The organism is Sphingomonas yabuuchiae (genome assembly GCF_001477495.1).
Taxonomy (GTDB): domain Bacteria; phylum Pseudomonadota; class Alphaproteobacteria; order Sphingomonadales; family Sphingomonadaceae; genus Sphingomonas; species Sphingomonas yabuuchiae_A.
This window is the reverse complement of the sequence record NZ_LDTF01000037.1, coordinates 1-15797: the sequence shown is the minus strand read 5'-3', so window position 1 is coordinate 15797 and position 15797 is coordinate 1. Positions and strand designations below refer to the sequence as shown.

11 protein-coding genes are annotated in these 15797 nt (G+C 66.2%); 6 read left to right on the top strand and 5 right to left on the bottom strand.

The genetic code is table 11. The annotated features are described in order from the left end of the window. From hflK to NS355_RS08430, 5 genes are all read left to right on the top strand, one after another. Positions 1 to 1161: a protease modulator HflK gene (gene hflK / locus NS355_RS08450; RefSeq protein ID WP_058745308.1), complete on the top strand. Its 1161-nt coding sequence runs from the start codon at positions 1 to 3 to the stop codon at positions 1159 to 1161. Further along, positions 1158 to 2024, top strand: coding sequence for a protease modulator HflC (gene hflC / locus NS355_RS08445; protein ID WP_209445047.1), 867 nt, complete (start codon positions 1158 to 1160; stop codon positions 2022 to 2024). The genes hflK and hflC overlap by 4 nt, the downstream gene beginning before the upstream one ends. A 106-nt stretch (positions 2025 to 2130) precedes the next feature. Beyond that, entirely contained in the window at positions 2131 to 3660 is a 1530-nt protein-coding gene (locus tag NS355_RS08440) for a Do family serine endopeptidase (protein ID WP_058745307.1), read from the top strand. 100 nt (positions 3661 to 3760) lie between these two features. After that, on the top strand, positions 3761 to 5371 hold the full coding sequence (locus tag NS355_RS08435) for a helicase HerA-like domain-containing protein (RefSeq protein ID WP_058745306.1): 1611 nt from the start codon (positions 3761 to 3763) through the stop codon (positions 5369 to 5371). 92 nt (positions 5372 to 5463) lie between these two features. Then, positions 5464 to 7440 (top strand): OPT family oligopeptide transporter, encoded by a 1977-nt coding sequence (locus NS355_RS08430; protein WP_058745305.1) that lies wholly within the window; start codon positions 5464 to 5466, stop codon positions 7438 to 7440. Positions 7441 to 7688: 248 nt separating this feature from the next. Here NS355_RS08430 and NS355_RS08425 read toward each other — a convergent pair whose 3' ends face one another. The 5 genes from NS355_RS08425 to queF all read right to left on the bottom strand — a co-directional run bounded on the left by NS355_RS08425 (position 7689) and on the right by queF (position 13984). Beyond that, positions 7689 to 8972, bottom strand: a complete 1284-nt coding sequence (locus NS355_RS08425) for a glycoside hydrolase family 130 protein (protein WP_058745304.1) — start codon at positions 8970 to 8972, stop codon at positions 7689 to 7691. 62 nt (positions 8973 to 9034) lie between these two features. Further along, on the bottom strand, positions 9035 to 11305 hold the full coding sequence (locus tag NS355_RS08420) for a glycosyltransferase family 4 protein (protein ID WP_058745303.1): 2271 nt from the start codon (positions 11303 to 11305) through the stop codon (positions 9035 to 9037). A gap of 269 nt (positions 11306 to 11574) precedes the next feature. Continuing rightward, complete coding sequence (locus NS355_RS08415) at positions 11575 to 12438, bottom strand: SurA N-terminal domain-containing protein (protein WP_058745302.1); 864 nt, start codon at positions 12436 to 12438, stop codon at positions 11575 to 11577. A gap of 214 nt (positions 12439 to 12652) precedes the next feature. Beyond that, positions 12653 to 13417 (bottom strand): PEPxxWA-CTERM sorting domain-containing protein, encoded by a 765-nt coding sequence (locus tag NS355_RS08410; RefSeq protein WP_058745301.1) that lies wholly within the window; start codon positions 13415 to 13417, stop codon positions 12653 to 12655. Positions 13418 to 13543: 126 nt separating this feature from the next. Further along, on the bottom strand, positions 13544 to 13984 hold the full coding sequence (gene queF / locus NS355_RS08405) for a preQ(1) synthase (RefSeq protein ID WP_007403692.1): 441 nt from the start codon (positions 13982 to 13984) through the stop codon (positions 13544 to 13546). Positions 13985 to 14004: 20 nt separating this feature from the next. Between queF and NS355_RS08400 the strand changes: the two genes are divergently transcribed. Further along, positions 14005 to 15537, top strand: coding sequence for a cryptochrome/photolyase family protein (locus NS355_RS08400; RefSeq protein ID WP_058745299.1), 1533 nt, complete (start codon positions 14005 to 14007; stop codon positions 15535 to 15537). Positions 15538 to 15797 lie beyond the last annotated feature (260 nt).

Below are 15797 nucleotides of genomic sequence, written 5' to 3'. Positions count from 1 at the left end.
ATGAGAAAGCTGACGGGCCGGTTTCAACGCCCCCCCATCCTAGCCGCCAACACGCCAAAGGGCCCCTGGGGCGGGTCTGGCGACGATCCCGATGGTGGTCCCCGCAACCCCTGGGCCGTTCCACCGGGTGGCCGCAAGGCCCCGGGCAAGCCGACCGCGCTGGATGAATTCATCCGCAAGGCGCGCGGATCGGGCGGCGGCGGCCCCGGTGAGGGCCCGGGCGGGTCGGGCGGCGGTTTCGGCGGCCTTCCCGGTGCGCCGGGCGGTCGTACGCTCTGGGCGATCGGCGCGGCGATCCTGATCGTCATCTGGCTGCTCTACACCTCGATCCACCCGATCGGCCCGCAGCAGCGCGGCGTCGTGACCTATTTCGGTCGCTATACCGGCATCCTCGAGCCGGGCATCCAGATCACCGCCCCCGCCCCGATCGCCAGCGTCCGGGTGCTGGACGTACAGAAGATCCGTACCGAAAATTTCCCCGAAGGCTCGGGTGAGAATCTGGTGCTGACCAGCGACCAGAACATCATCGACCTGACCTATTCGGTCCGCTGGGATATCGCCAATCCGCGCGACTACGCCTTCCGTCTGGCGCAGCCGCAGGAAACCGTGCGTGCAGCGGCAGAGAGCGCGATGCGCGCGGTGATCGCCGACACCTCGCTCGACCAGGCACTGGGTTCGGGGCGTACCGGCATCGAACAGCGGGTGCAGGAACTGACCCAGTCGATCCTGAACGAATATCGCGCGGGCGTGCGGATCCAGGGCGTTGCCATCAAGCAGGCCGCCCCGCCGCAGCAGATCGTCGACGACTTCAACAAGGTGACGGTGGCGCAGCAGCGCGCGGTCGCCGATGTCAACCAGGCGCGCTCCTATGCGCAGCAGGTGGTGGCCCGCGCCCAAGGCGAGGCGGCGCAGTTCGACAAGGTGTACGAACAATATCGCCTGGCCCCCGAAGTGACCCGCCGCCGCATGTATTACGAGACCATGGAGGCCGTGCTGGCCAAGTCGGACAAGACCATCGTCGAGACGCCGGGCGTCGTGCCCTATCTGCCGCTGTCCAAGGGGCAGGCCAGGGCGCTGCCGCCGGAAATCACCGCGACGGCCCCGGCGACGCCGCCCGCCGCCTCGGCCCAGGCAGGTTCCGGGCAGGGAGGCAACCAGTGAACGGCCTGACCGCACGCAACCCGATCGTGCTGGGCGTCGCCCTGCTCATCGCGGTCATCATCGCCGCCTCGACTTTCTCGATCGTGCCGGAAACCCGGCAGGCGGTCATCTATCGGTTCGAGCAGCCGCGCCGGGTGGTCAACGGCTATCAGCCCGGCGAGGAACTCGGCGACAGCGGTGCAGGCCTGATCGCCCGCATTCCCTTCGTCGACCGCATCGTCTGGGTCGACAAGCGCGTGCTCGACCTCGACCTGGAAAAGACCCAGGTGCTGTCGACCGATCAGCTGCGCATGAACGTCGATGCCTTCGCACGCTTCCGCGTGATCGACCCGCGCCGCATGCTGGCGACGGCGGGCAGCGTCGACGGGGTCATCAACCAGCTCCGCCCGATCTTCGGCTCGGCGCTGCGCAACGAGCTGGGCAAGCGGCGTTCGTCCGAACTGCTCAGCCCCGAGCGCGGCCAGGTGATGGACGCGATCCAGGTCCGCCTCGATCGCATTGCGCGCCAATATGGCGTCCAGATCGTCGATGTGCGGATCAAGGAGGCCGAGCTGCCGCCGGGCACGCCGCTGCAGAGCGCGCTCGCCCGGATGCAGACCGCGCGCCAGCAGGAGGCGATCACCATCGCCGCGCAAGGACAGAAGCAGGCGCAGATCGTGCGCGCCGATGCCGATGCCCAGGCCGCGCAAATCTATGCCCAGGCGTTCGGCAAGGACCCCAATTTCTATGATTTCTATCGGGCCATGCAGTCCTATCGCCACACCTTCGGCGCGGACGGCTCGAATCAGGAACGCGGGGCCACCCAGATCATTCTGTCGCCCGAGAACAGCTATCTGAAGGAATTCACCGCGCCGGGCCGATAGGTGGACAATCCACCTTTCCGCTCGTTCATATTCAAGCGTCGTTCAGCCAAACCGTGGCAAATAGGTCACGGTCAAACTGAATTTTCTTTGAGAGGACCCTAGCCCAGTGCGCTACGCCTACGCCATTACCAGTGCGCTCCTCCTCGGTGGTGCGACCGCGACCCTGGCCCTCCAGCCCGGCACCGCCCAGGTCGCGCAGAACGAACCCGGCGCGATCCAGGCGGTCGCCCCGCGCGCCGGCGCGCCGATGAGCTTTGCCGACATGGTCGCCAAGCTCCAGCCCGCCGTCGTCAACATCTCGACCAAGCAGTCGATCACCGTGAAGCAGCAGGCGAACCCGTTCTCGGGCACACCGTTCGAGGGCTTTTTCGGCCAGTTCGGCGGCCAGGCCGGACCGCAGCCGCAAAAGCGTGAAGGCGCCTCGCTGGGTTCGGGCTTCCTGATCTCGCCCGATGGCTACATCGTCACCAACAACCACGTCATCGCACCGGGCGCACAGGGCGCATCGGTCGATTCGATCACCGTCACGCTGAGCGACCGCAAGGAATATACCGCCAAGGTCGTCGGCCGCGACGAGACCTCCGACCTGGCGGTCCTGAAGATCGACGGCAAGAGCCTGCCCTTCGTCCGCTTCGGCGATTCGGCGCGGGCGCGTCCGGGCGACTGGGTGCTGGCGATCGGCCAGCCCTTCGGCCTGTCGAGCACCGTGACCGCGGGCATCATCTCGGCGATCCACCGCGTCACCGGACAGGGCGGCGCCAACGACCGCTTCATCCAGACGGACGCCGCGATCAATCAGGGCAATTCGGGCGGCCCGATGTTCGACATGAACGGCAATGTGATCGGCATCAACAGCCAGATCTATTCGCAGTCGGGCGGCAATATCGGCATCGGCTTCGCCATTCCGGCGGAGGATGCCAAGCCGATCGTCGAGCGCCTGATGAAGGGCCAGAAGATCGAGCGCGGCTATCTGGGCGTGCAGATCGGCGGGCCGGTCAATGACGACGTCGCCGCCTCGCTGGGCGTGCCCAAGGGCCAGGGCGAGATCATCGCCAAGGTCGAGCCGAACGGTCCCGCCGCGAAGGCCGGTCTGAAGGCGTTCGACGTGGTGACCAAGGTCAACGGTCAGTCGGTCACGCCCGAGCAGACCCTGTCCTATCTGATCGCGAACGTGCCGCCGGGCGGCCGCGTCAATCTGGAAGTGCTGCGCGGCGGCAAGCCGGTGTCGCTGACCGCGACCGCCGCGACCCGTCCGTCGAACGAGGAACTGCGCTCGACCCTGGGTGACGGCTCCGACGCCTTCCCCGACGATGACGACGATGCCCAGACCACCCCTGCCGCCGGTGGCGGCCTGGGCCTGTCGGTCCAGGTGCTGACGCCCGCGATCGCCCGCGCGATCAATGTCGACCCGACGACGCAGGGCGTGGTGATCGCGGCGGTCGATCCGTCGAGCGATGCCGCCGCCAAGCTGAAGCGCGGCGACGTCATCACGGCGGTCAACGGCGCGCCGGTCCGCAGCGCCGCCGATCTCCAGCAGGTCGTCGCCGCCGCCAAGGCCGCAGGCCGCCCGCAGGTGCTGGCGCAGATCACGCGCGGCAAGATCGCCGGTGCGCTGATCCCGCTGCGCATCAAGTAAGCAGCCCGCCCCGACGGGCCAGCAAAAAAGGTCGTCGCATCCCGGGGGTGCGGCGGCCTTTTGCTATTCCCGTCCCCATCCGGCGCGGTACAATGCCGCCATGGACGGCATCTTCATCGGCATGGGTGGCGGCAAGCCACAGGCGATCGACCTCAAGCGCGCGAACCGGCACGGCCTGATCGCGGGCGCGACCGGCACCGGCAAGACGGTGACGCTGCAGACCATGGTCGAGGGCTTTTCGCGCGCCGGCGTCCCCAGCTTCGTCGCAGATGTGAAGGGCGACCTGTCTGGCCTGGGCCTTGCCGGATCGGCGATGGGCAAGACCCACGCCGCCTTCACCGCGCGCGCCGCCGAACTGGGCATGACCGACTGGGCTTATGAGGCCGCGCCGGTGCAGTTCTGGGACCTGTTCGGTAGCCAAGGCCATCCCGTGCGGGCCACTGTGTCGGAGATGGGGCCGCTGCTGCTTGCCCGCATGATGGGCCTGAACGAGACTCAGGAGGGCGTCCTGACCATCGCCTTCCATGTCGCGGACAAGGAAGGGCTGCTGCTCCTCGACCTGGACGATCTCCAGGCGATGCTGGCCGAATGTGCCGCACGGGCGGACGAGCTGACCACCACCTATGGCAATGTCTCGAAACAGTCGGTCGGTGCGATCCAGCGCGCGCTGCTGCAGTTGCGCACGCAGGGGGGCGAGCATTTCTTCGGCGAACCCGCGCTGGAACTGGCCGACCTGATCGCGGTCGACGATTTGGGGCGCGGCGTGGTCAATATCCTGGCCGCCGACCAGCTGATGGCCAGCCCCAAGCTCTACGCCACCTTCCTGCTCTGGCTGTTGTCCGAACTGTTCGAGCAGCTTCCCGAGATCGGTGATCCCGACAAGCCCAAGCTCGTCTTCTTCTTCGACGAAGCGCATCTGCTGTTCGACGATGCCGCGCCCGCCTTGGTCGACACGATCGAGCGGGTCGTGCGGCTGATCCGATCCAAGGGCGTCGGCGTCTATTTCATCACGCAGAACCCGATCGACGTGCCCGACAAGATCGCCGGGCAGCTGGGCAACCGGGTGCAGCACGCGCTGCGCGCCTTCACCCCACGCGATCAGGCGGCCGTACGCTCCGCCGCCGAGACGTTCCGCGCGAACCCCGGCGTCGACGTTGCCACCGCGATCACCGAGCTGAAGGTCGGCGAGGCGCTGGTTTCGCTGCTCCAGCCCGATGGTTCGCCCTCGCCCGTCGAGCGCACCCTGATCGCCCCGCCGCGCAGCCGGGTCGGCCCCGCGACGCCGGAAGAACGCAAGGTGCTGATCGAAACCGATGCGGTCGGCGCCAAATACGACCAGGCGGTCGACCGCGAATCGGCCGAGGAACTGCTGGCCGCCAAGACCCAAGAGGCCGCCGCTGCCGCTGCGGAAGCCAAGGCGGCGACCGAGGCGGACAAGCAGGCGGCACAACAGGCCAAGGCGGACGCGAAGGCCGCCAAGGAGGCCGAACGCGCCCGCATCGCCGAACAGCGTGCGGCGGCCAATTCCCCCTGGGCCAAAATGGCGAGCAGCGCGGCGCGCTCGGCCAGTTCCTCGATCGGGCGACAGGTGGCCAACGAGATCGGCAAGCGGGTCTTCGGCGGCGGATCGCGGCGGCGGTCGAGCAGTGCGGGCGGCGGTATCGTCGGGGCGGTGGTGCGCGGCGTGCTGGGGAATCTGTTCCGGGGGTAGGTCACCTCCCCCGTTCAGCTTGAGCGAAGTCGAAGCGCATTCGCCATACGAAACGCTAGGCGCACGCCTCCTACTCTGCCACATCTGCGCGCATGAGCCGTACTCCCACTGCCGCCCGCCCCGTCGCCGAACTGACCCTTCGCGGGATCGCACTGGGCGGGATCATCACGCTGCTGTTCACGGCGGCCAATGTCTATCTGGGCCTGAAGGTCGGATTGACCTTCGCCACCTCGATCCCGGCGGCGGTCATCTCGATGGCGATCCTGCGCTACCTGCCGAACAGCTCGGTGCTGGAGAATAATATCGTCCAGACGGTCGCCTCGGCGGCGGGAACGCTGGCGGCGATCATCTTCGTGTTGCCGGGCCTGGTCATGATCGGCTGGTGGCAGGGCTTTCCCTATCTCCTGACCGCCGGAATCACCGCGACGGGGGGCATATTGGGGGTCATGTTTTCGGTGCCCTTGCGCCGCGCCCTCGTCGTCGACACCGACCTGCCCTATCCGGAGGGCCGCGCCGCCGCCGAAGTGCTGAAGGTCGGCGCAGGCAGCCGCGAGGGCGAGGCGGAGAGCGCGACCGGCCTGCGGCTGATCGTCGTCAACGCCATCGCCTCGGCCGCGTTCGCCGTGCTGACCCAGACCAAGCTGGCGGTCGCGGAAGCCGCGATCTGGTTCCGCACCGGCGCGGGCGCCACGGGCATTTCGGGCGGGCTGTCCTTCGCGCTGATCGGGGTCGGGCATCTGGTCGGCCTGTCGGTCGGCATTGCCATGCTGGCGGGGATCGCGATCGGATGGTGGGTGGCGTTGCCCATCCTGACTGCGATGGCCCCCTCGACCGGGCCGGTTGCGGAATGGGCGGGCGGTATCTTCTCGCGCGACGTGCGCTTTCTGGGCGCGGGCGTGATCGGGGTGGCGGCGATCTGGACGCTGCTGAAGATCATCGGGCCGGTCATCGGCGGCATCCGTTCCTCGCTGGCCGCCGCCTCCGCCAAGCGCGACGGCACCGTGCTGCCCATCGGCGAGCGCGACCTGCCGATCGGGATCGTCGCCGTCGTCGCGCTGGCGACGTTGGTGCCGATCGCAGGGCTGCTCTGGTCGGTGATCGCGGGCGGGCCGCTCGCCGCATCGGGCTTCGCGCTGATCGGTGGCGCCCTGCTGTTCATCCTGCTCATCGGCCTCGTGATCGCGGCCGTGTGCGGATACATGGCGGGCCTGATCGGCGCGTCGAACAGCCCCGTGTCGGGCATCGGCATCCTGTCGGTGCTGGCCGCCGCGCTGCTCCTCGTCGGCCTGTTCGGGCGCGGCACGTCCCCGGAGACGACGCAGGCGCTGGTCGCCTATGCGCTGATCGTCACCGGCGTCGTGTTCGGGGTGGCGACCATCTCCAACGACAATCTTCAAGACCTGAAAACCGGCGAGCTGGTCGGCGCGACGCCTTGGAAGCAGCAGGTAGCGCTGGTCATCGGCGTCGTCTTCGGCAGCCTGGTGATCCCGCCCGTCCTCGATCTGCTCAACGCGACTTTGGGCTTTGCAGGCACGCCGGGGGCTGGCCCCAATGCGCTGTCCGCACCGCAGGCCGCGCTGATCTCGGCCCTGGCCAAGGGGGTACTGGGCGGCGACTTGAACTGGACCATGATCGGGATCGGCGCGCTGGTCGGCATCGGGGTGATCGTGGTCGACGAAGTGCTGGGCAAGCTCGGCTGGCTGCGCCTGCCGCCGCTGGGCGTGGGACTGGGCATCTACCTGCCCATGTCGGCTACGCTGCCGGTCGTGATCGGTGCCACCATCGGCCATGCCTATGACCGCTGGGCCAGGCGCAGCGCCAACCCCGAAGCGGCGGAACGGCTGGGCGTGCTGGCCGCAACCGGGCTGATCGTGGGGGAGAGCCTGTGGGGCGTCGGTTTTGCGGGGATCGTTTATCTGACCAACTCCGACGCGCCGCTGGCACTGGTCGGAGAGGATTTTGCCACCCCGGCGCTGGTCGGCGGGACGATCCTGTTCCTCGGGATCGTGGCGGCGCTGTATCGCTATACCCGCCGCCAGGTCGTCAGCCTTCCGCCTGCGCCGCGCTGATAGGGTTGCCTAGGGCGACCACCCGGTCCTGACAAACGGCTACCTCTGTAGGAGAATTGAGCGTTACTCGCAAAAGGCAACTCCCCTCCCCTTCAGGGGAGGGGCCGGGGGTGGGGCGTCGCCGCCAGCGCGACGTTCGTGGCAAAGCCCCACCCCAACCCCTCCCCTGAAGGGGAGGGGCTTGGTTCGTTCTCCCATACAAGTGCGCCAATGGCGACAGCGCGGTCTGTCCGCACGCCGCCGGGCCGTTACATCGCCGCCAGCAACTCGCTGATCTTCACGAACGCAAAGCCGATCGAACTGTCCGCGATACCGTAAGGCAGGAACAGCGAGTCGCCGTGCCGGATCGCGCCGCAGGAATAGACGACGTTGGGCACATAGCCCTCGCGGTCCTGATCCTTGGCCGCCAGGATCGGCTGCTTCGTCCGGCCGAGCACCTTGGACGGGTCGTTCTTGTCGAGCAGCGCCGCACCGATCGAATATTTGCGCATCGCGCCGACGCCGTGGGTCAGCAGCAGCCAGCCCTCATCGGTTTCGATGGGCGGGCCGCAATTGCCGATCTGGACCAGCTCCCATGGATAGACGGGGGTGAGGATCTTCTCGCCCTCGTCCCAGTGCGTCAGCGAGTCGGACTTGAGCAAGAACAGGTTCTCGCCGTCCTGCCGGCCGATCATCATATACTGGCCGGCCACCTTGCGCGGAAACAGCGCCATGCCCTTGTTACGCGCCGCAGCCCCCGTCATCGGCACCAGGTCGAACGCGCGGAAGTCGCGGGTGCGCATCAGTTCGGACTGGATGCCCGAGCCGTCATAGGCGGTGTAGGTGCCGATCCACTCGACCGCGCCGTCGTCATGCGTGAACTGGACGATCCGCATGTCCTCCAGCCCCTTGGACTGGGCCTGGGTGATCGGAAAGATGACGGTGCCCGAGAGCGTCGAGTCGCGGTGGCGGTGCACCGTAATCGGGCCGCTCGGCACGTCTTCCTCGCCCCAACCATGCACATCCGTCGCGGTCGCGAAGGGCGGTTCGGGCGCGAGGCGGAGCTGGTTCTGGTCGTTGATGATGCCTTCGCGGAACGCGACCGAGGAGATGTGCCCCTCGCCCACCGAGCGCATCGACATCAGGATACGCTGCGACCCCGGCTGGATGCCGGTCTGGTCGAAATGCGGCACCGCCGACGGGTTCATCAACGCTGCCGCCGCATAGCTGTATTCGTGGCAGAAATAGGCCCCGATCAGCTGACGCTTCTCGTCGCTGATCTTCGACCCGTCGAGCTTCAGCAGATCCTCGATCTGGTCGTAGCGGGTCATGAAGACACGCCGCGTCTGCCAGTGCCGCGCCTCGAAGTCCTTCAGCACGGTTTCCAGCTGGTCGCGGGCTTCCTGCGGCGACATGGCCAGCACTTCGCCTACCAGCCGCTCGGTGCGGCTGGGCGGTGCGCCATTGCCACCGCCCCAAGCGATGTGAAACGGCCGCACCACGACGCGCGAAGGGTCGGCATGAAGCCGCAGCCGGTGGTTGAAAAGATCCATCGCGCTACCGTCTCGCCACTTTACCAAAAACGCTCATCACATCCCCCGAACATGACAGCATGTCAGGCAATGTGACGATCGGCTCCTGCCATGGATGAGGCGGAATGGCAAAGGCTGGCTATCGCGCAATTGGCGAGTTGCAGCGCCAGGATCGATTCAGCACCCTGGTTCCGATTGAGGCCCGTCGGCATCAACCCGTCGAAACAACCGCCGTCCTGCGCCGTCGCCAGCGGCAGGTCGAGGTCGTTCGCACCCAGGAACCAGCCATAGGCCCGCTCGCCCTCGGCGATCCAGCGCGGGTCGCGAGTCGCGGCATAGGCCGACTGGCACGCCTCGACGGTCGCCTGCGCCTCCAGCGGCTGCTGGTCGAACTGGAGCGGCTCGGCATAGGGACGGCCGAAGCTCTCGCTGCCGACCGCGCGGAAGCGGCCCTCGGGCGAGGTCTGCTTGCCGACGATCCATTCCAGCGTCGACAGGCCGCAATCGATCAGGTCCTGCCGACCCAATGCACGCCCTGCCTCGATCAAGCCTTGCGGCACGCGGGCATTGTCATAGGCGAGCACGATCTCGAACCACTGCCATTCGGGGCGGCGCGCCTCCTCCAGCAGGGCGAGATGCAGCGGGGGCAGCTTTTCCAGGATCGCGCGCGCCAGCTGGTGCCCCGGTCGCGCCTCCAGCATCGCCGCCGCGCCCAGCATCGCAAAGGCCTGCGCACGAAGCGACCCCAGGTCGAGCGCCAGCGAGGCGGTGGCATCGAACCACATCTGCGCCCAGTCGCGGTGCTTGGCCATCTGCGCATCGCGCGCGGTGACGCCCAGCGCCCACAGGGTGCGGCCGTTGGAATCCTCCGATCCCACTTCCTCGCACCAGCTGCGGTCGAAGCGCATGAAGTTGCGATAGCGGCGTTCTTCCGGGTTCCAGGCATATTGCAGGAACGAGGCGTAAATCGTCGTCCACTTGTCCCGCGTGACCGGATCGATGTCCGGTGCCTGGGTCATGAAGATCAGCGCGCGCGCATTGTCGTCGATGCAGTACCCATGGCGGCGATCCGGCACCGAATAGATGGCGTGTTGCAACATGCCGGTCGAATCGCTCATCCGCTCGACGGCGGCGATGTCGGCTTTCAGCGGCTTGATGCTGGTCTGATATGATCCGGCGATCCGGCGCGGACGGGCGGTGATCGCCGCCGCCATCTGCTCCAGCGCGGCCTCGGCCAGGCGCGGCCAGATCATGGTGCGACCACGGGCATAGGCACGCTGCGACAGGCGGTTGCGGGCGGCTTCGTCGGTCAGCAGCCGGTCGATCTCACGGGCAAAGGCATCCGCATCGCAGAAACCGACGAGTACGCCGTGGTCGTCGGCGAGAATCTCGGTCGCATGGACATAGGGGGTGGAGATCACCGCCTTGCCGACACCGACCGCATAGGACAGCGTGCCGCTCGTGATCTGGGCGGGGTTGGTATAGGGCGTCGCATAGATATCGGCGGCCTGGAGATATTCGATCAGCTCGTCATGCTCGACGAACGCATCGACGAAGGCGACATTGTCGGCCACGCCGCGCGCCTCCGCCAGTGCCTTCAGCCGATCGCGATACGCCTCGCCCTCATGCGCGATCAGATTGGGATGCGTCGCTCCCAGCACGACATAGAGCAATTCAGGATGATGCGCGGCAACGGCCGGCAGCGCCTCGATGATCGTCTCGATCCCCTTGTTCGGTGCCAGCAGGCCGAAGGTGAAGACGACCTTGCGTCCTTCCCAGCCGAACTTGGCCTTCAATGAGTCGGGCGAGATGAGTTCGCGGTCGGGCACGCCGTGCGGGATCATCGCGATCTGGCGCGGATCGGCGCCATAGACGCGCTGGAGAATGTCGCGCCCCTTGTCGGCCATGACGATGATCCGGGCACAGCGACGCAACAGCCCCTCCATCACCCGGCGCTCATCGGCGGAAGGCTTTTCCAGAACGGTGTGGAGCGTCGCGATCACGGGCAGCGTCGTACGATCGAGCAGCGCCAGCAGATGCTCACCGGCGGCACCGCCATAGATGCCATATTCATGCTGCACCCAGATCGCCTGCGCGCCGCTCGCCTCGATCCGCCGGGCCATGTCGATATAGGCACCGCGCTCATGCTGCGGGATGGCGGCGGTCACGGCCCGGGGATAGGCGTAGCGACCGGGATGATCGTCCATCGCATAGACATCGACGGCCAGCTCGGGAAAGCGGTTGCGCAGCGCGGAATAAACGTCGGTCGTGAACGTCGCGAGCCCGCATTGACGGGGCAGGAAATTGCCGATCAGCGCCAGTCGTTCGATCACGGTTCCGTTCGCATCCACCATATCGCATGTCCTTGCAGGCGAGAGGGAAGCGGAAAGCCCGCACTTCCCCTCGCATCAAGGTTAACCCGCGATGAGCGGCGAAGGTTGCAAAGCGTATTACATATTTGCTGCACCGCACCCTTGGACTGCGCCAAAATGACGTTACGGAACGCTCAAATGTGTGTCCGCAACAGAATAGGGCTCCGCCTGTTGGATGGCACTGCCGGAACAGATAGGCGGCAAAGACTATCCTCCCTCGCCCCTCCTAAGGGGAGAGGGAGGGGAATTTCTCAGCGCGCGGGGACGTGGTCGGCGGCATCGCGGACGGTCTTGCTGTCCGCCGCTTTGCCATCGGGTTTGAAGCCGGGCTCGTAAGCGATGCGGGCCTTCTTGCGCTGCTCTTTAAGGGTCTGGCCCAAGGCATCGGCGATCGCCTTGCGCCGCAGGATTTCCCCCGCCAGCGCACGCGCGGGTTCGCCGGTAACGGGCGCCGCCATGCGCTGGACGATGGCATTGGCGGTGTAGGTGCCCTGGTAGGGGAGCAGGATGGGATCACCCGATGGCTGCTTGGCCACCTGCGCCGCGATCGCGGCCGGGAGGAACGCCGAGTCGACCAGGACATGATCGCGTGTGAAGGGCGTGGCGTTCCGGGTCAGCGCATCGGCCAGCGCGTCCAGCGTCTTGAACTGGCCGAGCGCCAGCAGCGCCTCGGTGCTGGCGGGCTGGGCGAAGCGGATCTGGTCGACATAGAATTTCTGCCGCTGCGCGAACTCATAGGGATGCGCGGCGATATAGGCGTCGACCGCCTGGACGTTCGGTACCGGCACGGTGGCGGCCAGCTTCTGCGCCAGCATCTCGACCAGCAGCTTCTGCTCCTGCCGTTCGCGCTGGGCAGCGAATTCGGGGGTCTTGTCGATCCCCATCTTCTGCGCCGCCTGGACCAGCAGGGTGCGGTCGACCAGCTGGGGCAGGATCGCCTTGCGATAGGCGAGCCGATCGACGCCCGGCGGCGCATCGGCCAGTTCGGCATCCAGCACCTGGGTCGTGATCGCCTGTCCGTCGACCTGGGCCACCCCCTTCCCCTCGCGCTTGGACTGGCATCCCGACAGGGCCAGCAGGGCAAGGGGGACGACGCTCCAGGACCAGTGTTTCACGCGTAGGACTCCAAGATCATATACCGGATCCACGCACGGGCGGATTTCGGTTCGACTGTCGACGGTCCTGCGTCAGAAGCGGTTGCGATATTCTTATCCCGCCTCGGTGCGACAGGGAATTTCCGATGGCCGATACGAAAAAACCGGCCGCCCATCGGACGACCGGTTTTCGATATTGAACGCGGCACACGGAGCCCGCGCCAAAACGAATGGATCAGGCGATCGTGGCGGTACCGCGACGACGCAAGGCATAGCCCAGCAGCACCAGACCCAGCAGCATCGTCGCCCAGGTCGCGGGCTCCGGTACGGCAGTCGGGGCCGAGGCCGCGCCATAGGCCTGGCCATAGGTATAGGACGACACCTTCGTCCCCACGCCCGTGGTCGGATCGATGGTGTAGATCGCATTGTCCTTCACGCCGAATAGCGCGTCGACCGTCGAGGCCAGCCCGAACATGTCGGTCGTGCCGCCGATCAGCTGGCTGGCGCCGGTCAGCGGATTGACGACCGCCAGGCCCAGATTGCTCGCGAGGTACAACTGCCCCTTGAAGAAGGCCAGGTCGCCCGCCGACTCCGGATTGCCCATCGATCCGATCAGACTGGCCTGCCCATTGCTGGTGTCGAGCTTGTACAGATTGTTGTCGCCCGAACCGTACAGCGTGCCGTCCGCACCGAAGACCAGACCATTGACGAACGAACCCATCGAACCGAGCGCGGTCTTCGCGCCATCGGTCGTCGAAAGCTTGAACAGCGTGCCCCCATCGACGCCGAAAAGATCGCCGCCATTGCTGAAGGCGATGTCGTACATCGCCGTGCCGGTGTTACCCAGGAGCGTGCTCGCCTTGGTGGTCGTGTCATAGGACACGAGGTCACCATTGGAGCCGTTGATGATGATCGTCGGATTGGCGTTTGCCGTTCCTGCCATGCCGAGTCCGATCAGTGCGGCAACACCCATGGCGAAATGCTTGACGATCTTCTGCACGGCCCTGTTCCCCTTCGCATCCCGATGACGCGTTCCTTATCGCACCACCTAAATCGTGAGTTGGACGACTTCAAGGATGGAAGATGTTTCACATCGGGATGAAGCAGGCGTTAAGCTGCGGGCCGATCACCCGCGACCGCGGTATCCGGCGACGCCCTGATCGGGCAGCCACAGATCGGCGGGCGGGGCCGAGGACTGCCAGAACACGTCGATCGGGATGCCGCCGCGCGGATACCAATAACCGCCGATGCGCAGCCACACGGGCTTCATTTCCTCGAACAATCGCTCGCCGATGCCGACGGTGCAGTCCTCATGGAAACCGGCATGGTTGCGGAAGCTGCCGAGGAACAGCTTCAGCGACTTCGACTCGACGATCGTCTCGCCGGGCACATAGTCGATGACGAGGTGCGCGAAGTCGGGCTGGCCGGTCACCGGGCATAGCGAGGTGAACTCGGGTGCCGCGAACCGGATCAGATAGGTCCGTCCGGGCCGGGGGTTGGGAACATAATCGAGCACCGCCTCTTCCGGGGAAGCGGGCAGCGCGCTGGTCTGGCCGAGATGCTTCATCAAGGCCATGTAGGATAGTCATGCCCCAATCGCCAACGCTGATCCCCATTCTCGGCGACCAATTGTCGATGAATCTGTCGTCGCTGGAGGGCGCGGACCCCAAACACACCGTCCTGCTGATGATGGAGGTGGAGGACGAGACGGGTTACGTCCGCCACCACAAGGCCAAGATCGCCTATATCCTGTCGGCCATGCGCCACCATGCCGAGGCGTTGAAGAAGGCGGGCTGGCGGGTCGACTATGTGAAGCTGGACGACCCCGACAATGCGGGCAGCTTCACCGGCGAGGTCGCGCGTGCGGTCGAACGGCACGATCCGACACGCATCGTCGTCACGCAAGCGGGCGAATGGCGCGTGGCCGCCATGCTGGAGGCATGGGAGACGATGTTCGGCATTCCCGTCGACATCCGCCCCGACACCCGCTTCATCGCCAGCCAGGCCGAGTTCGAGGATTGGGCGAAGGATCGCAAGGAACTTCGCATGGAGTTCTTCTACCGCCTGATGCGCCGCAAGACCGGCCTGTTGATGAAGGGCGACAAGCCCGAGGGCGACAAGTGGAATTACGACGCCGACAACCGCAAACCGGCACCCAAAAAAGACACGCCGCCCGAACCGCTGAAATTCGCGCCCGACAAGACCACCCGCGACGTGCTGAAACTGGTCGCCGGACGGTTCGACAACCATCCCGGCTCGCTCGACGGCTTCGCCTATGCCGTCACCGCCGAGGAGGCGAGGCAACAGGCCGAGGCCTTCATGGCGCACGGCCTGCCCAAGTTCGGCGACTATCAGGATGCGATGCTGACCGGCCAGCACCAGCTGTGGCACTCGGTCCTGTCGCCGTACATCAATTCCGGGCTGCTCGATCCGCTCGACCTCTGCCGCATGGCCGAGGGGGAATATGAGGACGGCCATGCCAGCCTCAACTCGGTCGAGGGCTATATCCGCCAGATCATCGGCTGGCGCGAATATGTGCGCGGGCTCTACTGGCATGTCGGGCCGGATTATGTGGAGCGCAACTTCCTGCGCGCGCATCGCAAGCTGCCCGGCTTCTACTGGACGGGCGAGACCGACATGCACTGCATGGCGCAAGCGCTGGGCCAGACGCTCGACACCGCGCATGCGCATCATATCCAGCGGCTGATGGTGACGGGCAATTACGCCATCCTGATCGGCGCCGATCCGGCCGAGGTGCATCGCTGGTATCTGGAAATCTATATCGACGCCTATGAATGGGTCGAACTGCCCAATGTCGTCGGCATGAGCCAGTTCGCCGATGGCGGCATCATCGCGTCCAAGCCCTATGTGTCGTCCGGGGCCTATATCAATCGCATGTCGGATTATTGCGGGTCGTGCCGCTACGACGTGAAGCAGCGGGTCGGCGAGGATGCCTGTCCGTTCAACGCGCTGTATTGGGACTTCCTCGCGCGGCACGAAGCGCGGTTCGAAGGCAATGTGCGGATGGCGATGGCCTATCGCAACTGGAACCGGATGGCGGACGAGGACCGCAAAGCGGTGCGGGCGCAAGCGGCGGGGTATTTGAAGGGGTTGGAGTGAGTCCCTTGGCCTTCGACGTCGCTCAGGCTGAACGGAGCGTCAGATACTCCCCTCGCCTCTAGCCGCTCCCCTCCCGCAAGCGGGAGGGGATGGGGGAGGGTTTGGAGTCTCAAAGAGACCAATGCCCGTGGCCCTGCCCTCCCCAAACCCCTCCCGCCTGCGGGAGGGGTTTGGGGAGGGCAGGGCCACGGGCATTGGTCTCTTTGAGACTCCAAACCCTCCCCCATCCCCTCCCGCTCGCGGGAGGGGAGCGGCTAGAG